Below are 22,385 nucleotides of genomic sequence, written 5' to 3' on the forward strand. Positions count from 1 at the left end.
ATTTACAACTTTAGACCAAATATTTGTGCAATGAAAACAACCTTTTTAGTCATTATTTTATATTTAACGACAACTGTTGTAGCAGCGCAAATTGATACGCTCAAAATCCAAAAAATGATGGATGATGCTTATGCTTTGGAAGTAAGTCATCCACAAAAAGCATTGCAATTGTATAAAAAAACACATCAATTAAGTGTACAATCAAACTTCAAGAATGGCGCCTATAAATCACTATTATATAGAGGATTTATTTACAATGATATTGGAAAATATGATTCTGCTAAATATTATTTTGACAAAACAATTGATTATTGTAAAAAATCAAAAAATCTAATAGGAGAAGCTAAAGGTTATGCAAATTTAGCTAACACCTATCAATTCAAAGGCGAATATCCAGCAGCAATAAATAATTATATTAAATCTATCAAAATATTTGAAAAAACTAAAGATAGTGCCATAATTAGTCAGTCTTATCAAAATCTATCAGCTGTTTATACACAATTCATAAACAGAAAGTTAGAGTTTTTTTATCTTAAAAAAGCAGAACAATTTATGCCTAAAGCCAATAAAGTGCAATTAGCATTATTGTATGGCGACATTGGTCTTGGATTTATAAGATATAATGATTTTGCTGAAAGTTTTTCTTATTTCAAAAAAGCAGAAGCAATTACTGTCAAAGAAAACAATAACGAATTATGGTTTTATGTCTATAGAAATTTTGGAGAATATTACAGAATAAAAAAAGAGTATAAAAAAGCTATTCCATACTACGAAAAAGCATTTAAACTTGCTGATTTTGCTGTTGATATTATTAGAAAAAATGATTTGATGTACATTGTTAGTGGTTTATACTTTAAAAATGACAATTATTCCAAAGCTTTAGAATTAGCCAATCAATCTTTAGAACTTTCCAGAAAAATTGGGGCAAGTGAATTTGAATACAAAACATTAAAACGCCTTTCGGAAATTCATAACAAGCTTAACCAACCTCAAAAAGCGTATGATTTTTTAGAAAAAAGTTATGTTCTTAAAGATACTTTTTTTTCTCAAAATCATTTAAAAGAGACAACTTTACTTCAAACCAAATTTGAAACCGAAAAAAAAGACAAATCTATTGCTGAACAACAAATAAAACTCAAACAACAAGAATTAGATTTAATCAAAAGCCAAAAAGAAAAACAACTCTATTTTATTGCCAGCCTTTGTTTAATTATAGTGTCTTTGGGAATTTGGTATTTCTTCAGACAAAGACAAAAGCTTAAAAACCAAGAAATTGAAACTTTAAAACAAAACCAAGAAATTGCCAAATTAGAAGCATTAATAGACGGCGAAGAAAAAGAAAGGCGTAGAATTGCTCAAGAATTGCACGATGGCTTAAACGGCGATTTATCGGCCATAAAATACCGTTTGTCAACACTGGAAGAATCGGGTTTAAGTGCTATTGATACTGAAAACTTGAATAAAGTTATCGATATGATAGACGAATCTTGTGCACAAGTACGCAGCATTTCGCATAATTTGATGCCTTCGTCGATACTAGAATATGGTTTAATAGAAAGTATTCGCGAATATTGTATTAAAATTAAAAGTTCCGATAATTTCAAAATTGATTTTCAAATCTTTGGCAGTTACATCGCTTTATCCAAGAAAAATGAAACGGTAATTTATAGAATTATTCAAGAATTGGTGACCAATATTCTAAAACATTCCAAAGCCACCGAGGCAATGATTCAATTCAATTATAGAGAAGATGAACTTTTTATAACCGTAGAAGATAACGGAATTGGTTTTGACAAAAATGCGGTTTCAAAAGGAATTGGACATCAAAACATTCAAACCCGAATTGATTTTTTGAATGCCAATTTAGATGTGAATACATCTGCCGATGGAACATCTTACACCATTTCAATTGATTTAAACAAAGTAAAATGATTCAAATAGCCATAACAGACGACCACACAATTGTAATCGAAGGCATAAAAACAATGCTAAAATCGAACAAAGAAATTGAAGTCGTTCAATCTTTTGAAAACCTAAAAGACACGTTTGAACAATTAGATCCTTCAGTAGAAATTTTGCTATTAGACATCAATTTACCCGACGGCAATGGCATTCAGGCCTGCAAAGAATTATTAGAAAAATATTCTCACTTAAAAATCATAGCCTTAACTAATTTTGAAGACAGTATTTTTATAAAACAAATTCTAAAAAACGGAGCTTTGGGATATTTGCTCAAAAACACCAGTAAAACTGAATTGACCGAAGCCTTAAAACAAGTTCAATTAGGCAATCGCTATTTGCCAAAAAAGATAAGTGACATTCTGCTAAACGACTCGATTGGACTTGAAAATTCTAACTATTTCATCCCAAAATTAACGACTCGAGAAAAAGAAATTCTAGCTTTAATAATCCAGGAATTTACCACCGAGGAAATGGCAAAAAAACTTTATGTAAGCACCAAAACCGTAGAATCACACCGCAGTAATCTAATCCAGAAACTGGGCGTGAAAAATACCGCTGGATTGGTTCGTGTGGCTTTTGAAAAAGGATTGATTTAAACAAAAAAAGCGTCCCAATTTCTCGGGACGCTTTTTACTTTTTGCCTTTTGGCTACTGCCTAAAAAGCTATTATTTCAAACTTGCCGATAAATATTCTCTATTCATACGAGCGATGTTTTCCAAAGAAATTCCTTTAGGACATTCAATTTCGCAAGCTCCAGTATTGGTACAGTTACCAAAACCTTCTTCATCCATTTGACGAACCATATTCAAAACACGGTCTGTAGCTTCAATTCTTCCTTGTGGTAACAAAGCATATTGTGAAACTTTTGCTCCAACAAATAACATCGCTGAACCATTTTTACAAGTAGCTACACAAGCACCACAACCGATACAAGCTGCTGCTTCAAAAGCTTTGTCAGCATCACTTTTGTTAATTGGAGTGGCATTCGCATCGATAGTGTTTCCTGAAGTATTTACAGAAACGAAACCTCCAGCTTGTTGAATTCTGTCGAAAGAAGTTCTGTCCACAATCAAATCTTTAATAACAGGGAAAGCTGCTGAACGCCAAGGCTCGATAACGATAGTATCACCATCATTAAACATTCTCATATGCAATTGACAAGTAGTGATTCCAGTATCTGGTCCGTGTGCACGTCCGTTGATATACAAAGAACACATTCCGCAAATTCCTTCACGACAGTCGTGGTCAAATGCGATTGGTTCTTTTCTTTCGTTTACTAATTGTTCGTTCAATTGGTCTAACATTTCCAAAAATGAACTTGCCGTAGAAACATCGTTCAATTTGTATGTTTCCATTTTTCCTTTTTCTTTGGAGTTTTTCTGACGCCAAATTTGAAGGCTTATATTGATATTTTTTGCTGCACTCATAATTTTTTTATTTGTAATTTCTTGCGGCTATTTTAATAAACTCGTATTTCAATTCCTCTTTGTGAAGTTCCGATTTTGTAACATCGTATCCTTTGTTTTCCCAAGCTCCTACGAATGAGAAGTTTTCATCATCACGAAGTGTTTCTCCTTCTGAATCCTGATATTCTTCACGGAAGTGACCTCCACAAGATTCTTTACGCTGTAAAGCATCCATAGCCATCAATTGTCCTAATTCGATGAAATCGGCAACACGAAGTGCTTTTTCCAATTCAGGATTTAATTCATCTGAACTTCCAGGAACATAAACATCTTTGTAGAATTCTTCTTTTAAAGCGGCAATTTCTGAAATGGCTTCTGTCAAACCTTTTTCATTACGACCCATTCCTACTTTATTCCACATAATATGACCTAACCGTTTGTGGAAATGATCCACCGTTTTAGAACCATTATTAGATAAGAATTTATTGATTTGGTCTTTTACATTGTTTTCAGCAGCTACGAATTCTGGTAAATCTGTAGAGATTTTTCCAGTACGAATATCATCAGCCAAATAATTAGAAACCGTGTAAGGCAATACAAAATAGCCATCAGCCAAACCTTGCATCAACGCCGAAGCTCCCAAACGGTTCGCTCCGTGATCAGAGAAGTTAGCCTCTCCTGCAACGAAACAACCTGGAATAGTAGATTGTAAATTGTAATCAACCCAAACGCCACCCATTGTATAGTGAACTGCAGGGTAAATTTTCATTGGAGTTTCATAAGGATTCTCATCTGTGATTTTTTGGTACATAGTAAACAAGTTACCGTATTTTTCCTCCAACCATTTTTTTCCTAAAGTAAGAATTTCTTCTTGAGAAGGATTGTGATTTCCTTTGGCGTAAGCCGTTTGTTTTCCTTTATTTTGAATCTCTGTAGAGAAATCCAAATAAACTCCTTCATTGGTATCGTTAGCCTCAATTCCGCGACCTTCGTCACAAACTTCTTTTCCTGCTCTTGAAGCCACATCACGAGGAACTAAATTTCCAAATGCCGGATATTTTCTTTCTAAATAGTAGTCTCTATCTTCTTCAGGAATTTGAGTTGGTTTTAATTTACCTGCACGAATCGCTTCTGAATCTTCTTTTTTCTTTGGAACCCAAATACGTCCAGAGTTTCTTAACGACTCCGACATCAAAGTCAATTTAGATTGGTTGGTTCCGTGTACTGGGATACAAGTTGGGTGAATTTGCACATAGCAAGGATTTGCGAACAAAGCTCCTTGTTTGTGAATTTTCCAACCAGCAGTTACATTCGATCCCATAGCATTGGTAGAAAGGAAATAAACATTTCCGTAACCTCCAGTTGCAATAATTACAGCGTGAGCAGAATGTCTTTCTAATTCACCGGTAATCAAGTTACGAGCAATGATTCCACGAGCTTTACCATCTACTTTAACCAATTCCAACATTTCGTGACGGTTGTACATATCCACACGACCTAAACCGATTTGTCTTGATAAAGCTGAATAAGCTCCCAATAATAATTGTTGTCCTGTTTGTCCAGCAGCGTAAAAAGTACGTTGTACTTGTGTACCACCAAAAGAACGGTTGTCCAACATTCCACCGTAATCACGAGCAAAAGGAACACCTTGAGCCACACATTGGTCGATGATGTTTCCAGAAACTTCCGCTAAACGGTGAACATTTGCTTCACGAGCTCTGTAATCTCCCCCTTTGATAGTGTCATAAAACAAACGGAAAGTACTATCACCATCATTTTGATAATTTTTTGCAGCGTTGATACCTCCTTGTGCAGCAATAGAGTGTGCACGACGTGGAGAATCTTGATAACAAAATGCTTTTACATTATAACCCATTTCGGCAAAAGACGCGGCTGCCGAAGCACCAGCTAATCCAGTTCCTACAACGATAATATCTATTTTTGGTCGGTTATTTGGAGCAACTAATCGTAAGTGATCTTTATAATCAGTCCATTTTTGTGAAATGTGACCTTCTGGTATTTTAGAATCTAGTTTCATTATATAGATTGATATTAATTATTAATAAAATGGTGAAATAATGCAATGAAAATAAATCCAAAAGGAACTATTACCGCAAACGCATAACAGATTTTATGCAATGACTTCCCTATTTTGTTGTCGAATCCAACCGATTGCAAAGAAGAAGTGAAACCGTGCCAAAGGTGTAAACCTAACAACACGAAAGCCACACTATACAATCCTGTACGAACTGGACTTTCAAATTTATGAACCAATTCTCCATAATAACGAGTTTCGTCTATTGGATTTGCTAAACAATACTTATAGGCAATTTCTTGCACCCAAAAGTCATACATATGCAAACCTAAAAAAGCCAACACCACAACTCCAGAAATAATCATGTTTCTGGAAGCCCAAGAAGCATTTGCTGCACCATCATATTTCACATAGGCAACAGGTCTAGCGCTTCGGTTTTTTAATTCCAAAACAAACCCCATAACGAAATGAAAAACAACACCAGCAATTAAAACGGGTTGCATTACAAATTGGATTAACGGATTGTAACCCATAAAATGTGACATCGCATTAAATGAATCGGCACTAAAAACCGAAACCATATTAATAAAAAAGTGAAGCGATAGAAACATAATCAAAAAAAGTCCTGAAAGCGCCATTGCCACTTTTTTAGCAATTGACGACTTCAATATTGCAGATTTTGCCATAAGTATAAAATAAATTGTTTTTTAAAAAGTTTCACAAAAATAGGGTTATTTGAAAAACCCTACAACCTTTTTCAACTAATTTATATTAGGTCTAAAGTGTTTAATTAATAATAAACTTTACTCTCAAATACCATCAAATATTATTATATATTTTTAAAAAATAAGTATTTTTACGTATAAACAAAAATTAATACGTGTTTTTACTTGTTTTTCAAGAAAAACATAAAAACGGCATTTCAGAAAATACAATAGAAATAGTTGTAATCCAAGTTTTAAAACAAACTAAAATAAAAATGTTATTTTTTTTATTATTGGTCACAAAGTTTCTACTTTTGATTACTCAAAATAAAAATCTGAATTGTTATGAAATACCACCCAATCGACCGACAACTTTTTATAAAAAACCGCGCCAAATTCACTACTCAGATGAAGCCAAATAGCGTGGCCATTTTCAATTCCAACGATATTTATCCCGTTTCTGCCGACAGCACTTTACCGTTTGCACAACACCGAGATATTTTCTATTTGTCTGGCGTTGACCAAGAAGAAAGCATTTTATTACTTTTCCCTGACGCTCCTTACGAAAACCAAAGAGAAATGCTATTCCTGAAAGAAACCAGCGAACACATTGCGATTTGGGAAGGTGAAAAACTGACCAAAGACCGCGCTTTTGAAGTTTCGGGAATTAAAACCGTGCATTGGTTGCAAGATTTCGAGAAAGTGTTGTTCGAACTAATGACCTATTCCGATACGATTTACATCAACACCAACGAACATTATCGCGCCACCGTGGAAACCGAAACCCGAGAAGCTCGTTTTGTAAAATGGTGGAAAGAAAAATACCCCGCACACGCCGTAGCCAAAAGCAACCCGATTTTGCAACGCATTCGTTCTGTAAAAGAAACCGAAGAGTTGGATTTAATCCAAAATGCCTGCGATATTACCGAAAAAGGTTTCAGAAGATTGCTTCCGTTTGTAAAACCAAATGTAATGGAATACGAAATCGAAGCTGAGTTGATTCACGAATTCATTCGCAATCGTTCCAAAGGTTTTGCCTACACGCCCATTATCGCTTCGGGAAACAATGCTAATGTCTTGCATTACATCGAAAACAACCAACAATGCAAGGCAGGCGATTTGATTTTATTGGACGTTGCCGCCGAATATGCCAATTATTCCAGTGATTTAACACGAACTATTCCAGTTTCTGGTCGTTATTCCGACAGACAAAAAGCAGTTTATAATGCGGTTTTAAGAGTAAAAAATGAAGCTACTAATATGCTTACTCCAGGAACAATCTGGAAACAATATCACGTTGAAGTAGGTAAATTAATGACTTCGGAATTGCTTGGTTTGGGACTTTTGGACAAAGCCGACGTGCAAAACGAAAACCCCGATTGGCCAGCTTACAAAAAATATTTTATGCACGGAACTTCTCATCATATGGGACTAGACACCCACGATTACGGAAAACTTACCGAACCCATGCAAGCCAATATGGTTTTCACCGTAGAACCCGGAATCTATATTCCTGCCGAAGGTTTCGGAATTAGATTAGAAGATAATGTGGTAATTCAAAAAACTGGAGAACCTTTTAATTTAATGCGCAATATTCCGATTGAAATTGAGGAAATTGAGAGTTTGATGAATTCTTGAATTAGAGAAAGAATATAGTTGTGGCTGTTTTAAGGCAAAACAATAAAAATTAGAAAATAATGAAACAAATAATATTTTTAACAATTAGCTTATTTCTTTTTACTCCAAGAAGTTTTGGTCAAGATAAAACTGAAAATATTGTTTATGTTGTTGACAAAATAACCATTCTCGAAGATCCTGAAAAAGGCAATGAAATTGTTGAAAGTGAAATTGCTGATATAAACGTAATCAAAAATAAAGACAGTTTAAAAAACCTTGGTTTTGAAAAATTTGATGGCGCAATTTACATTTACACAAAAGAATACAGAAAAAGACCAGAAGAAATAAAACAAATTCCCTCAACAAAACAGATGGAAAGAAAAAATGGAATTTGGTACTTAAATAATAAAATTTATAACGGGAAATTTATTGACTATTATTATAGTGGACGAATTCAAGGTGAAGGGATATTGAAAAACGGAAAACTTGATGGATTACGCAAAATGTATTTTCAAAATGGTAATTTATCTGTAGAAAGATACTACACAAATTCTATTTCTAATGGACTTGAAAAAGAATATTATGAAGATGGAACCTTAAAGCAAAAAGGTGTTTTAATCTTCGGGAAAGAAGATGGTATTTGGGAAATCTATTTCCCAAATGGACAAGTTAAGCGACGAACTAATTATAAAAACGGCATATTTGACGGAGAAAGTACAATTTATTATTCAACAGGAAAAATTTTGTCAGTTGAATTGGGACAAAATGGTAAAATAATACCCGACAAAAGACTTGAAAAAATTACTCAATTGATGAATAAGAGCAACGAAAGTTATAAAAATGACGATAGAAAAGCAGCACTAAGGTTTTGTGACAAAGCTATTGAATTGGACAATGAATATGCTGAAGCGTATTTTTCAAGAGGAACTATAAAACTAAATGAAATGCAGTTTGATGAAGCAATTGCCGACCTTGATAAAGCTTTGTCAATTGAACCATTTATGAGTAATGCAATATCAAATAGAGCTTTTGCGAGAATAAGAAAATATGAATTTAAGAACAGTAGAAAATTAGTTGAAAATAGTGAAATAACTGTTATAGCTTCAAAAGAAAAAGTAGAAATTCCCCAAACAGAAAAGGAAAAAATTTGCAATGATTTAAAACAAGCAATTAAATTGGGCGATAATTTAGAAATGATACTGGAAGCAGAAACAAAATATTGTAAGTAAAAAAAAAACTCTAACTACAGTTTATAGAAAAAACGGTTTACGAAAGTGAGCCGTCTTTTATTTACCACATAAGGTATTTAAGCACATTTAAGATTTTCTTATATGATCTTAAATATCTTATATGGTTCAAAAAAATAAAACCTTATTTTTGCTCCAAGTATAAAGCAATGAATCAAATCATCTACAAAAACACGAAAATCTCCTATTCCGATACAGGAAAAGGCAATGCTATTGTGTTGCTTCACGGTTTTTTGGAAAACCAAACAATGTGGCAGGATTTAGTTCCAGAATTGAGCAAAAAATATCGAATCATAACAATAGATTTGTTGGGTCACGGCGAAACGGAATGTTTGGGTTATGTGCATTCGATGGAAGACAACGCCGATGTTGTTCAAGCGGTTTTGTCTAAATTACGAATCCGAAAAGCGATTTTTGTCGGACATTCTATGGGCGGTTATGTGGCTTTGGCTTTCGCCGAATTGTACCCTGAAAATGTGAGAGGTTTGGTTTTAATGAACTCCACTTCCAAAGCCGACAGCGAGGAACGAAAAACCAATCGAGATCGCGCCATCAAAGCGGTGAAGAAAGATTACACCACTTTTATCAGACTTTCGATTGCCAATCTTTTTAGTCCAGACAATCGCGAACGATTAATCGACGAAATCGAAAAGGTAAAAACGGAAGCTTTGAAAACACCGTTACAAGGAGTAGTCGCCTCACTCGAAGGAATGAAAATCCGCAAAGACCGAGAAGTTTTATTGCATCTTACTCCTTACCCAAAAATGCTAATCTTGGGCAAAAACGATCCTGTTTTAATTTACGAAAACGCTTTGGAACAAATTGAAGAAACCGCTGTAAAACTGGTTACTTTATCCGACGGACATATGAGCCACATTGAAAATCGAGACGAATTGTTAAAGATATTATTAGACTTTTTCAAAAGCATTTAAAATCTCATTGTGACCTTTGCGAAACCTTTGTGGACTTTGTGTTTAAATCTTCTCTTCAAAAGGTTTTGCTTCATCCAGAATTTCATTCAACAACAAAACCATTTGTTCCAGATAATCATTTAAAACTGCCGAGTCAATCGTGGTATTTACCTCTTTTCCATCTTTAAAACTGAAAGGCAAAAATCCAGATTTCAAATTCTTGAACGAAATAATTCCCGCTTCAATTGGTTTATCGTTAGCTTCTTTTTCATACATAAAAGCATAAGCCAAAACCTGAATAATTTTGTCATTTTTGATTTCTTCTGTTAATCCTTTCCACGATTTTAGGGTTACGTTTGGCTTTTCGACCTTTCCCGTTTTATAATCAATGATTCTGATAATGCCGTTGTACTCTTCGATTCGGTCCACATTCCCCTTGAATAAAACTGGAAAAGGCAAACTCGGATGTTCCAACTTTCTTTCCAAGGTTTTTTCAAGTTCCAAAATCTTGATGGCGTCACCGTTTTTGATGCGTTCCAATTCGACTTTCAAAAAATTCGAAACATTGCGCTTCGCCACTTCAAAAGCCAACAAGTTTCTTCCTTTCTTGATTTCGCCTTCTTTGTAAACCAATTTGAATTGTTTCAAGACCTCATTATCCAACAATTTGAAACAACCTAAAATATCATTTTCAGACAAAAACTTCCCGATAAAAGGCGAATACAAGGCTTCCAAAGTTTCGTGAATAATCGTTCCCAAAGTATTCAAAGCGATATTTTCCTCGACTTCCTCGACTTCGCTAATGCGTAAAATCTTTTGGAAATAAAAATCAATCGGATTTCGGATATAACTCGTCAAAGCCGATGGAGAAAATCCTTTTTCGGCAATTTCCTTCAAACGTATCATTACCGACTCCGACTTTGGAACTTTAATTGGTTGATAAGCTATCTCGGGCAAAACTGCATTATATATTTCGTGAGTTAGTATGTGTTTTTGCTGTTTTTCGACTTCTAATTGCGTGATAAAACGACTTTTTTCGCCCGCATCCAAACCTTCACTTTCCGTATTGTAAATCAAATAAATATTCTTGGCGCGTTGCAACAAATGATAGAAGTGATAGGTATAAATCGCGTCTTTTTCCTTGAAAGTGGGCAAACCCAATTCTCTCTTCACATCATAAGGAATAAATGAATTCTGTGATTTCCCCGCCGGAAATTTTCCTTCATTCATTGAAGTGACAATCACGGTTTCGAAATCCAAAACACGACTTTCCAAGACTCCCATTATTTGTAAACCATTCAAAGGTTCTCCTTCGAAAGAAACTTCAGCCAAATCAATAACCTGTTTGTAAATCGCATACAAGGTTTCGATTTTATCGATATTCGAATGTTGCGAATAGTAATTCATCAATTTGTTGATGGTCTTGAAAATGGCATAAACAAAGGCTTTGGCAATTTTCTCTTCTTCGTTGTCGTTGCCCAAATTCGACTTGATACTAAGCAACAAACTGGAAATGGTTTCCAGAACCGCCATCGAACCATTCTCCCATTTTTGGAACAACAACAAGAACAAATCAGTCGGATTGGGATTCAATTCCAATAATTTCTGATGGGTAATAAAAGTATAGTTGTTTTGATTGATTAGATTCACCAAAGCATTGGTTTTGGCATAAGGTTCCACCAATGGATGCGTCAAAATATCCAAAACATCCTTATAATACAGCACATAACTTTTGGCGTTTCTGGACAAAGCATTCGTGTGCATTTTGAATAATTTAGCAATTAAAATCTGCGCCGGATTGTTCTTGCTTGAATAGCCCATCGTGATGTTCAAAGCACCAACCGTTGAAGGCAACGAATATAAAAGCGGCACTAATAAATTTTCCTCCCCAAGTACTACAGCAACTTTATCCAATGTTGCATTTGGATTGTCATTGATGATATTTTCAATAATACTTCCTGCAATTTTGGCTTGACCAATACTTTTGGGTGTACCAATAACCTGAATATTTTTCGACTGCGAAAAATCATCTACAATCCATTCAAAAGGACTGGATTTGTAGTGTTTCCAACTCGATTTGAAACGCCGCACAAACAATCCTGCATCGTGATACGGATCGTTCAAAAAAGTTTGATCGACATCCCAATAAATGGCGGCTTGATCCGAAGCTATCAAATGTTGAATGATTCGCTCTTCGGCGGCATTCAAGGCATTGAAACCCGCAAAGACAAATTGTTTATCTTTTATAGAATCGGAAAAATGATTGAGATTATTTACAGCTTCCCGATAAATTAATCCTTGATAGCCGATTCCTTTATTCAGTAAATGATTATAAAGTGATTGATAATAATTAGGTAGTAATTTCCAAAAATCAATGTATTTTTCGAGTAATTGGGTTTTGTTTTCGACTTCAATTCCCCATTTTTTGATGTCTTCAATATCTTTCAGATACGAAAGTACGTGTGATGGATCTAATAAATAACGGTCAATCTCGTTAAAATCCTGCAACAATGTTTTAGCCCAATTGGCAAACAATTCAAAAGATTGTTGATGTTGTTTTTCAGTAATTGATAAATACACTTCATAGAACTCGAATAATAATTCTATGGGATCGATGTTGCGAATACTAGCAATGTCTTGAATAAATTCTTCAATACTAATAATTTCGGGAGACAGAATATTGTTTGAAACTTGTTTTTTTAAAGCTTCCACCAAAAATATCTTGGCCCGCTTGTTTGGTAAAACAACAATGGTATTGGAAAGTTTTCCAGAATAATTTTCAATTAAAACTGTTGCGATTTTATCTAAAAAAGAAATATTTGTCATTGTATAAAAATAAAAAAAGCCGTTCAATTAAGAACGGCTTTTTCAAAAATATATTTATTAATATTATTTCATATTAACTTTCATTCCATCAACACCACCAACGTAGATAACTTCAGTTCTTCTGTTTTTAGCTCTACCTTCTTTAGTTTTATTAGAGGCAACTGGTTTGCTTGGTCCATAACCTTTAGAAGTAATGTTTTCAGCTTTAATTCCATTTTGAACCATTAAATCAACAACAGCTTTTGCTCTGTCTTCAGAAAGTTTTTGGTTAAGTTTAGCACCACCTGTACTATCTGTATGTCCTTGAACTTCCCATTTAGCAGTAGGATAGTTTTTAAGGATAGTTTTAATTGCGTCTAAACTCTCATTAGATTTTACATTAGCAGTATTGAAAGTTGCTTTTCCTGAATTGAAATTAATCTCTCTTGCTTGAGTTCTGAGTTGTTCAACAACCTCTTCAGTTACTACAGGACAGCCTTTGTTGCTAGCAGGACCAGCTACTATAGGACAATCATCTTCTAAATCTGGAACACCATCTTTGTCAGCATCCAATACTGGACAACCACCATTAGATTTAGGACCAGCTACAGTAGGGCATTTATCATCTTTGTCAGTCAAACCATCTCCGTCTGTATCAGGACAACCTTTGAAAGCAGCTAAACCTGCAGTATCAGGACAAGCATCATCTTTATCAGCAATACCGTCTCCGTCTTTATCAGGACATCCGTTTAATGCAGCTAAACCAAATTCTGTTGGACAAGCATCACTTCCGTCAATGATTCCATCTCCGTCTGTATCAGGACATCCGTTGAATTGTTTTAAACCAGCAACTTCTGGACAAGCATCATCTTTGTCATATATTCCGTCTCCGTCTGTATCTTTTCCACCAAATTGGAAAACAATACCAGCAGTATGTTGGAAATGAGATGGAGAATCTGGAGTGTAAGGATCTCCATAAACACTTCTATCTCCAAAAGATTTTTTATATGTAGTTTCTAAGGCCAAACCAACATTTTCAGTAAACCAAAAAGTCAAACCAGCACCTGGATTAACCGTTCCATAACTATTATCTCCTAACCAAGTGTAACCTCCTCCAAGACGCAAAGACGGGTCAATAGTTTTAGATTTAATTAACGACATAAAGCTATACTTTACGTATGCATCAACACCATAATACATTAAATCTCCAGGATTAGTAACTACATAACCACTAGAATTATGCCCAGGTGCAGTTGGATCAAAAACTACAAATTTGTCTATTTTGTTGATAGAACCTTGAATTCCAACAGAAAAATTATCTCCAATTGATCTAGCTAAGCCAAGATAAGATATTGAAGGAAGGATATTCCAGTTTTCACTAACATTGAATGCTTGAGAAACGTGCGCATCAAGCCAGTTTTTTCCACCACCAGCACTAGCTCGTGTATCAACTGCATTTACGCCAAACGAAAGCGCCCAAGGGTTGTTGCTATTTTGTGCGTGTGAGCTCATGGCTAACACCATCATCGCACCAAGTAAAAGTCTGTTAAGATGTTTCATACTTAATTTAGTTTAATTACAATTTAGTTAATTTTAAGGCAAAAGTAATACGAATATAAGGTAATTTTACATAACTACATTAATAATTTTATAAGAAACTACAGTTCAAAATTATTTCAGCACTAAAATTATATTATTTTAATTACATAACAAAAGTAACACTTTTTATCATCTAAAAAAAATGTAGTATTAAATTTGCAATGAATTATTTATACTTAAAATCGTCATTGCTAAGAATCTATTAAAAAAGAAAGTTCCTTAAAATAGAAAGCTACTGATTCATGAAAACAAAAAAGCCGTTCAATTAAGAACGGCTTTTTAAAATTATTTATTTAAAAGTAAATTACAATTTACCTTCATATGTAGAACCTACGTGTTTCACTTCAGTTCTTCTGTTTTGAGCTTTACCAGCTTTAGTTTTGTTAGAAGCAACTGGTTTAGATTCACCAAAACCTACAGCAGTTAAGTTTTCAGCTTTAACTCCGTTTTCGATTAATACATTTTTAATTGCATTTGCTCTATCTTCTGAAAGTTTTTGGTTGAATTTATCAGAACCATCACTATCTGTATGTCCTTCAATACTCCATTTTGCATTAGGGTAGTTTTTAAGGATTTCTTTGATAGCATCTAAACTTTTAACAGTTGCAGCATCTCCAGTTTTGAAAGAAGATTTTCCTGAGTTAAAGAATACTGATCTAGCTTGAACTTTAAGATTTTCAACAGCTTCTGGTGTTACTTCTGGACAACCTTTGTTGCTAGCAGGACCAGCTACAGTAGGACAATCATCGTCTTTGTCAGCTACACCATCTTTATCAGCATCCAATACTGGACAACCTCCATTAGATTTTGGACCAGCTACAGTAGGACATTTATCATCTTTGTCAGCTAAACCGTCTCCGTCAGTATCAGGACAACCTTTGAAAGCAGCTAAACCTGCAGTATCAGGACAAGCATCATCTTTATCAGCAATACCGTCTCCGTCTTTATCAGGACATCCGTTTAATGCAGCTAAACCAAATTCTGTTGGACAAGCATCACTTCCGTCAATGATTCCATCTCCGTCTGTATCAGGACATCCGTTGAATTGTTTTAAACCAGCAACTTCTGGACAAGCATCATCTTTGTCATATATTCCGTCTCCGTCTGTATCTTTTCCACCAAATTGGAAAACAATACCAGCAGTATGTTGGAAATGAGATGGAGAATCTGGAGCGTAAATATCACCAGGCATATGACGATCTTGACCAAGTAATTGAGAAACTTTATAAGTAGTTTCTAAAGCCAAACCAACATTTTCAGTAAACCAAAAAGTCAAACCAGCACCAACATTTGCATTAAAGAAACTATTATCGCCTAACCAAGTGTAACCTCCACCAAGACGAAAAGATGGATCAATAATTTTAGATCCAATTAATGACATAAAGCTATACTTTACGTTTGCATCAATACCATAATACATTAAATCTCCAGGATTAGTAACTACATAACCACTAGAATTATGACCTGGCGCAGTTGGATCAAAAACTACAAATTTATCCATTTTGTTAATAGATCCTTGAATTCCAACAGAAAAATTATTTCCAATTGATCTCGCTAAGCCAAGATAAGATACAGAAGGAAGAATGTTCCAGTTTTCACTAACATTGAATGCTTGAGAAACGTGCGCATCAAGCCAGTTTTTTCCACCACCAGCACTAGCTCGTGTATCAACTGCATTTACGCCAAACGAAAGCGCCCAAGGGTTGTTGCTATTTTGTGCGTGTGAGCTCATAGCCAACACCATCATTACAGCAAGTAAAAGTTTGTTAAGATGTTTCATACTTAATTTAGTTTAATTACAATTTAGTTAATTTTAAGGCAAAAGTAGTACGTAATTTTTTAACTACAAAATAAAAAGTTAAAAAAAATACAAAAATAACCCATAAAAACAACGATTATAGAACATTTAGACTCATTCCAACTTCAATAAAGGCTTGAATAGCCATATCTAAATTTTTTTGTGAATGAGAAGCCGACAATTGCACTCTAATCCTCGCTTTGTCTTTTGGGACAACCGGAAAAAAGAATCCAATGACATAAATTCCTTTTTTCAAAAGTTCATTGGCCATTGTTTGCGCCAGTTTTGCATCATACAACATCACGGGAACAATCGCCGAATCGCCATCGATGATGTCGAAACCTGCTTTTTTCATTCCAGCCTTGAAATAATTCGTGTTCCACTCTAATTTATCTCGAAGCGATGTGTCTTTTTCCAACAATTCAAACACCTTGATGGAAGCTCCAACAATGGCTGGCGCTAACGAATTGGAAAACAAATAAGGTCTGGAACGCTGACGCAACAATTCTATAATTTCTTTTTTGGCCGTCGTATAACCACCCATTGCACCTCCAAGTGCTTTTCCAAGAGTCCCTGTAATTATGTCAACCCTTCCCATCACGCCTTTGGCTTCCAAAGTCCCTTTTCCGGTTGCCCCGATAAAACCTGCCGCATGACATTCGTCCACCATAACCATTGCATCATATTTATCGGCCAAATCACAAATTTTGTCCAAAGGCGCCACGACGCCGTCCATAGAAAAAACACCATCAGTAACAATTAGTTTGAAACGGGCACCAGCTTCATTGGCTTTTATTAATTGTTGCTCCAAATCTTCCATATTGCTGTTTTCATAGCGATATCGAGCCGCTTTGCACAAACGGACTCCATCAATGATAGAAGCGTGATTCAAACTATCCGAAATTATCGCATCGTTTTCATTTAATAATGGTTCGAAAACTCCTCCATTGGCATCAAAGGCTGCTGCATATAGAATTGTATCTTCGGTTCCGTAGAAATCCGAAATCTTTTTTTCCAAGGTTTTGTGAATATCTTGAGTGCCACAAATAAATCGAACGGACGACATTCCAAAACCGTGCGTGTCCATTGTATCTTTCGCCGCCTGAATAACTTCAGGATGCGAGGAAAGTCCCAAATAATTATTGGCACAAAAATTCAAAACCGTTTCTCCGTTCACGGTAATTTCAGCTCCTTGCGGCGAAGTGATAATTCTTTCCCTTTTGAAAATACCGTTATCTTCTGTAGCTTGAAGTTCAGATTGCAAAAAATCTTTTATTTTTCCATACATATTAAAAAGTTTAGAAATTTATGTTTTAGAATTAGTCTTTCACAAATTTACCACAGTGATTTGGTCTCCTATATATACTAGTGATTTTTTCACCACTTTATAACCCATTTTCTCAATGGCATTTTGATAATTTTCCAGTTGTAATTGATATTTCGGATTATGTATTCCCGTTTTATAATCCAACAAATAAACTTCTTTGTTTTTAGTAAAAACCATTCTATCGGGTTTGATGGTTTTTTCCTCTTTCCGAATAATGGTTTGCTCGTTCAAAACCTGGTTACCTTCTTCAAAACAAATTGAAAGTTCGGAATGATTTACAATTTCTTGAATGGTCTTGAAAACTGCATCCTTTTGATTAAAAGTAATTAACCCACTTTCGATGGCTTTGATTATAGCCAAATCGACATCGGATTTTGTTTTTACAAAAGACAAAATTTCGTGTACCACGTTTCCATATTCAATGGCTTCCTGCTGATGCGTTCCCCACATAAACGATTCTCGTTGGGCAATTTTAATGTTTTTCGGATTCAAAACTTCATTAACAGATTGAATCAATTGCACCTCTTCTGTTTTATCACTTTCAGAAGATAATTTAACCGCACTACCAAATTCGTATTCCAATTTACCCTCTTCAAATTCTCTTTTATGGATTAAATATTTAATAAAGAAGGAAGCCATATTATTTGGATACTCTCCATCTTTTTTAGGATTTACTAATTCTGAAATTACAAACAATTGTTCTTCGGCACGGGTTAAAGCAACGTACAAGACATTGATGTTGTCCAGTAATTCTTCCTGTGATTTCTGGACATAAACCGATTTGGCCGCTTCTCCAAAACCTTCCACGGCTTTACTGTTGTCCACCAAAACTTTAGGCAAACCAAATTCATCTTTTTCAGCATCAATCCATAATTTACTTTTAGGGCTTTTAGCATAATCTTCGTCGGCAAAAGGCATAATCACGACTGGAAATTCCAAACCTTTCGATTTGTGAATGGTCATAATTCGAACGGCATTTTTCCCTTCGGGCGATGGAATACTGAATTTTTCGGCATTTTTGTCCCAGTAATTCAAGAAGTCCGAAATTCCTGCCTGATTTCGAACATCTCGATCTAAAACAATATCCAAAAAATATTGAACATAAGCGTTCCCGTTTTGCGAACGAAGAAATTTTGCAACAATAAGCTCCACTGCTTCATAAAGTGATTTTTTTCGAATGTCTTGAAACGAAAGTGAAATATCAAAATCGGTCAACCAAATTTCAAATTCAGATTCCTTTTTATGTTCCATTCCTTGAGCAATGAAATCGTGAACTTCTAATTGATCCTGAACTTTTTCGGCGATATAATGTAGGAAACGAGATTTAGCCTCCAAATCGGAATTGTTCTTCAAATATTTCAACAAATAAATGATGAATCGAACTTCGGTGGCGTTTTGAATCATCAAGGTTTCCGATGACAGAAGCGGAATTCCCTGCTCGGTCAAATAATTGGCAACCGCAATTCCGTGACTGCGTTTTCGAGTCAAAATCACAATGTCTTTGAGTTCAAAACCCTGTTTTTGCACTTTTTGAATCGTGTTTAATGTTGCCAATAAATACAAATCCGTTTTATCCAATACTTCTTCATCATCTTCGTTTTCTTCTATTTTGGAGATGAACGAAATATTCACATAACCTCCTTTTTTGTCGTTACTTTTTTGATGGCTATGATTTTGGTACAAATCTTTGTAATCTTCCTGCTCGAATTCATTGGACAGCAATTGAAAAAATTCGTTGTTAAATTCAATGATTTGCGAATAGGAACGGTAATTTTTGTCTAAATGTTCTAAAACTTTTTCAGGATTATTGAACGGATTGTGGTCTTTACTCAATTCGATAAATTGTTCCGCTTTTCCACCACGCCAACGGTAAATGGATTGTTTCGGGTCGCCTACAATCATCAAAGTTCCTTTTTCTCCGTCAATTTCACTCGATGTGGCGTTATCTATCAGCGGAATCAGGTTTTGCCATTGCATTTCGGACGTATCCTGAAATTCATCGATGAAAAAATGACGATAGCGCTCGCCCAATCTTTCGTATATAAATGGAGCCGGCTGGTTTTGAATTTCACGATGAATAATCGCATTGAATTCCGAAATGGAAAGCAGGTTTTGTTCATCTTGAATTTTTGCCAATTCATTACTGACGGTATTCAACAACGACAAAGGTGTAATGTTTTTGAGAAATGCATTGTAGAAATCCCGCTTTTCGAAGTTTTTATAAACGGCACCCAAAATTTGTAATAATTCGGGTATAACACTTTCGATAATTGCTGCGTCTTTGGCAGTTTTGTTGATTTTTATATCTTCAAATTCGTGATACGTTTTATTTTTCGGGTTGAATTTTCCTTCCTGAATACTTATCAAATGTTTTGGAAAATAGCCTCCCGAAAATGATTTAATGTCAATTCCGTTTTTTTCGATTAATGACAAGGCGTTTTCGGCAAATGCTGTATTTTCTTTTTCTAAAACGTTGCAGACTTCTTTAAGTTTCTTCTTAATTTCGACAAATTCAGCAATAGTTTTGTCTTGAAAATGCGTGATTTCATTTCGATTGTTTTCATTCAAAACCAATTTACCCGTTTCGAGAATTTCTCTTGAAATATCCCAAGATTTGTCATCGTCGGTTTTTTCCATCGTAAAATCGACGAGTAATTTGGTCAAAGTTTCGTCTTCTCCAGCTTGTGCAATAATGGCATCAACGGCTTCTATCAGCAAATTTTCGGCATCCAAAGTCACTTCAAACGTCATTGGCAAACCCAAATCGTGGGCAAACGCCCTAATAACTTTGTGCGTAAATTTATCGATGGTAGAAATATCAAAAGCAGCATAATTATGAATGATGTGCTTGATGATTTGCTGTGATTTGGTCTTGATTTGAATGATAGAAAGTTGGGTGTCAGCAGCCAAATCCTGCATTAAATCCTGTGCTTTTTGGCTCGGTTCGTCTTTGGCAAATTCGGATAAATTACCCACAATTCTGCTTTTCATTTCGTGCACCGCTTTGTTTGTAAACGTAATGGCAAGAATGTTGCGATAGGCATCATTTTTAGGAGCAACCAGAATAATTTTTAGATATTCTTTGACAAGCGCATAGGTTTTTCCAGAACCTGCTGATGCGTCGTATATGGAAAATGAGGGTCTTTGCATATTTTGTTTACCGCTGATTCGCAGATTTTTTTTTGATTTTTATTAATCAACACTAAAGTAATATAAAGTTTTATAACTTTCTGTTGTTTTTAAATCTTAATCGTTTAAACCCACAATTAAACAAAAAACCTTTGGCTTTGTCCAAAGGTTTTTCAAATTAAAGAAATAAAAAATCGTTTTTACTTTTCGTACAACTCAATAGTCTTCAATAACTCTATTGAAAATTTAAAAATATCATCCAAAGTTTCTATCTCGTTTTTTGTTTCTTTTTTGTTCTCGTCAAACAAACCAATATATTTCTTTCCACCGTTTAAATACAATCTGCAAACAACTTTTCGATTATTATCATCAAGAAAAATTGCAAAATATGATTGTGCGTCTCTGTATGTTACTCTTGTTGCTGGAATATTTTGTCTCAAAATAGTTTTTACAATCAAAAACCCTTCAAGTTCTTCTTCCGTTGTATTTATTTTACTAATATCGTCTAAATTTTGTTCGGCTGAGATTTCGTTTGAACTTTCAGACTTATTTTTCTCGCCTTCTTTTGACAAAGCATTTTTCAATCTTTCGGTAATTAAATCGCTTATATATTGTTGAATAGATTTTTTGGTTAACTCTGTAAATTGCTCCAAAACTCTTGCAGTTACAACACTTGGATAAACTTGTTTGGCAAAATACTTTACAAATTCTGGAGTTGGTTCTGTAAGTTCTTTATTCAACAAATGTTTGAGTTCATTCATAAATTTCATTTCACTTGCAGTATTCACAATGCTTTCGGCATCAAAATTGGCTTTATGAAACTTTTTCAATTCCTCAACTTGGTTGTCCTTAATTTCGGTAATGTTAAATTCTAAAAATGGTTTTTCATCCATTTTATTTGGCATCACTAAATCGGAATAAAACCTATAAACTATTCCGTTTGTCAACAAACCGAACTTTGCTTTTGAAACATGAAAATACCTCAAAAGCTGTCCGTCATGGACGTTCAAGTTTTGCCTCCAATCCTTACATTCAACTAAAATTGTTGGATTCCCATCTTTGAAAATGGCATAATCAATTTTCTCTCCTTTTTTAATTCCAATGTCTGCAACAAACTCAGGAACAACCTCTAAAGGATTAAAAACATCATAACCTAAACTTTGCAAAAAAGGCATAATGAATGCGTTCTTTGTAGCTTCTTCAGTTTGAATATTGTCTTTGTGTTTTGTTCGGTCAGCAATTAATTTAAGTTGGTCTTTCAAATCCATAATTTTCTCTTTTAGTGTATTGTTATTATCTTAAGTTGTTTGTTTCTATTTATAATCTTCTTTCAAATTTAATTATGTGAAAACACATTATTTTACGGTTTTCCTCATTTTGATAAAATAATTTTTTAGTTATCATTTATGATAACCACATTAAACAAATATAAAACAAATTTTGACTTGTCGTAAATGATAATTAAAATTTGAAAGATTCAATACAAATACAAGTTGGCAAGCGCATCCAAAAAATCCGAATTGAGAAAAATATATCTCAACAGGATTTGGCTGCCAAATGTAATTTTGAAAAAAGTAATATGTCTAGATTGGAAGCAGGTAGAGCAAATGCGACTCTTTCTACGTTAGATATTGTATCAAAAGCTTTGGAAATAAATATGATTGAATTATTTAAGTTTAACGATTAGTACTGATTTTCAAAATCAAAAATTTTCATTAAAAAATAAATATATTTCTATCCCGACTGCCCTAGCCCTGATGGAAACGGCATCCTTTACTGCCAGAGTTGGGCAGTGAAGATATAGTGTACAGCAGGAAACAGCTCCTGAAAACACCACTATCAAT

At 34.5% G+C, this 22,385-nt stretch carries 15 protein-coding genes; 6 read left to right on the top strand and 9 right to left on the bottom strand.

Features of this window, described 5'->3' with window-relative positions; translation table 11 throughout:
- Window positions 1-30 precede the first annotated feature (30 nt).
- The gene (locus C3L50_RS07885) at window positions 31-1,932 is read left to right on the top strand and encodes a tetratricopeptide repeat-containing sensor histidine kinase (protein ID WP_103805630.1); all 1,902 of its coding nucleotides are present in this window, start codon (window positions 31-33) and stop codon (window positions 1,930-1,932) included.
- The gene (locus C3L50_RS07890; RefSeq protein WP_103805631.1) at window positions 1,929-2,558 is read left to right on the top strand and encodes a response regulator; all 630 of its coding nucleotides are present in this window, start codon (window positions 1,929-1,931) and stop codon (window positions 2,556-2,558) included. Before C3L50_RS07885 ends, C3L50_RS07890 begins: the two co-directional genes overlap by 4 nt.
- 70 nt (window positions 2,559-2,628) lie before the next feature.
- Here C3L50_RS07890 and C3L50_RS07895 read toward each other — a convergent pair whose 3' ends face one another.
- From C3L50_RS07895 to C3L50_RS07905, 3 genes are read right to left on the bottom strand one after another with little or no spacing between them, the layout of a single operon-like run.
- The gene (locus C3L50_RS07895; protein ID WP_103805632.1) at window positions 2,629-3,390 is read right to left on the bottom strand and encodes a succinate dehydrogenase/fumarate reductase iron-sulfur subunit; all 762 of its coding nucleotides are present in this window, start codon (window positions 3,388-3,390) and stop codon (window positions 2,629-2,631) included.
- Window positions 3,391-3,397: 7 nt separating this feature from the next.
- The gene (locus tag C3L50_RS07900; protein ID WP_103805633.1) at window positions 3,398-5,407 is read right to left on the bottom strand and encodes a fumarate reductase/succinate dehydrogenase flavoprotein subunit; all 2,010 of its coding nucleotides are present in this window, start codon (window positions 5,405-5,407) and stop codon (window positions 3,398-3,400) included.
- 14 nt (window positions 5,408-5,421) lie between these two features.
- A complete protein-coding gene (locus C3L50_RS07905; RefSeq protein WP_103805634.1) occupies window positions 5,422-6,090 on the bottom strand; it encodes a succinate dehydrogenase cytochrome b subunit in 669 nt (222 codons plus the stop codon).
- Window positions 6,091-6,453: 363 nt separating this feature from the next.
- Here C3L50_RS07905 and C3L50_RS07910 point away from each other — a divergent pair, with 363 nt between their 5' ends.
- From C3L50_RS07910 to C3L50_RS07920, 3 genes are all read left to right on the top strand, one after another.
- Window positions 6,454-7,746 (top strand): aminopeptidase P family protein, encoded by a 1,293-nt coding sequence (locus C3L50_RS07910; RefSeq protein WP_103805635.1) that lies wholly within the window; start codon window positions 6,454-6,456, stop codon window positions 7,744-7,746.
- Window positions 7,747-7,805: 59 nt separating this feature from the next.
- Window positions 7,806-8,954 (top strand): toxin-antitoxin system YwqK family antitoxin, encoded by a 1,149-nt coding sequence (locus C3L50_RS07915; protein ID WP_103805636.1) that lies wholly within the window; start codon window positions 7,806-7,808, stop codon window positions 8,952-8,954.
- 167 nt (window positions 8,955-9,121) lie between these two features.
- Window positions 9,122-9,904, top strand: coding sequence for an alpha/beta fold hydrolase (locus tag C3L50_RS07920; RefSeq protein WP_103805637.1), 783 nt, complete (start codon window positions 9,122-9,124; stop codon window positions 9,902-9,904).
- Window positions 9,905-9,946: 42 nt separating this feature from the next.
- Here the strand turns inward: C3L50_RS07920 and C3L50_RS07925 are convergent, their stop codons facing one another.
- The 6 genes from C3L50_RS07925 to C3L50_RS07950 all read right to left on the bottom strand — a co-directional run bounded on the left by C3L50_RS07925 (window position 9,947) and on the right by C3L50_RS07950 (window position 21,809).
- Complete coding sequence (locus tag C3L50_RS07925; RefSeq protein WP_103805638.1) at window positions 9,947-12,709, bottom strand: PD-(D/E)XK nuclease family protein; 2,763 nt, start codon at window positions 12,707-12,709, stop codon at window positions 9,947-9,949.
- Between the two features lie 63 nt (window positions 12,710-12,772).
- The gene (locus C3L50_RS07930; RefSeq protein ID WP_103805639.1) at window positions 12,773-14,248 is read right to left on the bottom strand and encodes an OmpA family protein; all 1,476 of its coding nucleotides are present in this window, start codon (window positions 14,246-14,248) and stop codon (window positions 12,773-12,775) included.
- A 343-nt stretch (window positions 14,249-14,591) separates the two neighbouring features.
- Window positions 14,592-16,067, bottom strand: coding sequence for an OmpA family protein (locus C3L50_RS07935; RefSeq protein ID WP_103805640.1), 1,476 nt, complete (start codon window positions 16,065-16,067; stop codon window positions 14,592-14,594).
- Between the two features lie 115 nt (window positions 16,068-16,182).
- Window positions 16,183-17,373 (bottom strand): glycine C-acetyltransferase, encoded by a 1,191-nt coding sequence (gene kbl, locus C3L50_RS07940; RefSeq protein WP_103805641.1) that lies wholly within the window; start codon window positions 17,371-17,373, stop codon window positions 16,183-16,185.
- Between the two features lie 39 nt (window positions 17,374-17,412).
- Window positions 17,413-20,562 carry a UvrD-helicase domain-containing protein gene (locus tag C3L50_RS07945; RefSeq protein ID WP_103805642.1) on the bottom strand — a complete coding sequence of 1,050 codons (3,150 nt, stop codon included), beginning with the start codon at window positions 20,560-20,562 and terminating at the stop codon, window positions 17,413-17,415.
- A 179-nt stretch (window positions 20,563-20,741) separates the two neighbouring features.
- On the bottom strand, window positions 20,742-21,809 hold the full coding sequence (locus C3L50_RS07950; protein ID WP_103805643.1) for a type I restriction endonuclease: 1,068 nt from the start codon (window positions 21,807-21,809) through the stop codon (window positions 20,742-20,744).
- A 200-nt stretch (window positions 21,810-22,009) separates the two neighbouring features.
- Between C3L50_RS07950 and C3L50_RS07955 the strand changes: the two genes are divergently transcribed.
- Window positions 22,010-22,228, top strand: coding sequence for a helix-turn-helix domain-containing protein (locus C3L50_RS07955; RefSeq protein WP_103805644.1), 219 nt, complete (start codon window positions 22,010-22,012; stop codon window positions 22,226-22,228).
- Window positions 22,229-22,385: the final 157 nt, after the last annotated feature.

Source organism: Flavobacterium alvei, from assembly GCF_002920895.1.
Lineage (GTDB): Bacteria > Bacteroidota > Bacteroidia > Flavobacteriales > Flavobacteriaceae > Flavobacterium > Flavobacterium alvei.

Excerpts from the sequence above, each read along its gene's own strand:
- C3L50_RS07885 (WP_103805630.1), top strand. The coding sequence starts at position 31 with ATGAAAACAACCTTTTTAGTCATTATTTTATATTTAACGACAACTGTT.
- C3L50_RS07890 (WP_103805631.1), top strand. The coding sequence starts at position 1,929 with ATGATTCAAATAGCCATAACAGACGACCACACAATTGTAATCGAAGGC.
- C3L50_RS07895 (WP_103805632.1), bottom strand. The coding sequence starts at position 3,390 with ATGAGTGCAGCAAAAAATATCAATATAAGCCTTCAAATTTGGCGTCAG.
- C3L50_RS07900 (WP_103805633.1), bottom strand. The coding sequence starts at position 5,407 with ATGAAACTAGATTCTAAAATACCAGAAGGTCACATTTCACAAAAATGG.
- C3L50_RS07905 (WP_103805634.1), bottom strand. The coding sequence starts at position 6,090 with ATGGCAAAATCTGCAATATTGAAGTCGTCAATTGCTAAAAAAGTGGCA.
- C3L50_RS07910 (WP_103805635.1), top strand. The coding sequence starts at position 6,454 with ATGAAATACCACCCAATCGACCGACAACTTTTTATAAAAAACCGCGCC.
- C3L50_RS07915 (WP_103805636.1), top strand. The coding sequence starts at position 7,806 with ATGAAACAAATAATATTTTTAACAATTAGCTTATTTCTTTTTACTCCA.
- C3L50_RS07920 (WP_103805637.1), top strand. The coding sequence starts at position 9,122 with ATGAATCAAATCATCTACAAAAACACGAAAATCTCCTATTCCGATACA.
- C3L50_RS07925 (WP_103805638.1), bottom strand. The coding sequence starts at position 12,709 with ATGACAAATATTTCTTTTTTAGATAAAATCGCAACAGTTTTAATTGAA.
- C3L50_RS07930 (WP_103805639.1), bottom strand. The coding sequence starts at position 14,248 with ATGAAACATCTTAACAGACTTTTACTTGGTGCGATGATGGTGTTAGCC.
- C3L50_RS07935 (WP_103805640.1), bottom strand. The coding sequence starts at position 16,067 with ATGAAACATCTTAACAAACTTTTACTTGCTGTAATGATGGTGTTGGCT.
- kbl (WP_103805641.1), bottom strand. The coding sequence starts at position 17,373 with ATGTATGGAAAAATAAAAGATTTTTTGCAATCTGAACTTCAAGCTACA.
- C3L50_RS07945 (WP_103805642.1), bottom strand. The coding sequence starts at position 20,562 with ATGCAAAGACCCTCATTTTCCATATACGACGCATCAGCAGGTTCTGGA.
- C3L50_RS07950 (WP_103805643.1), bottom strand. The coding sequence starts at position 21,809 with ATGGATTTGAAAGACCAACTTAAATTAATTGCTGACCGAACAAAACAC.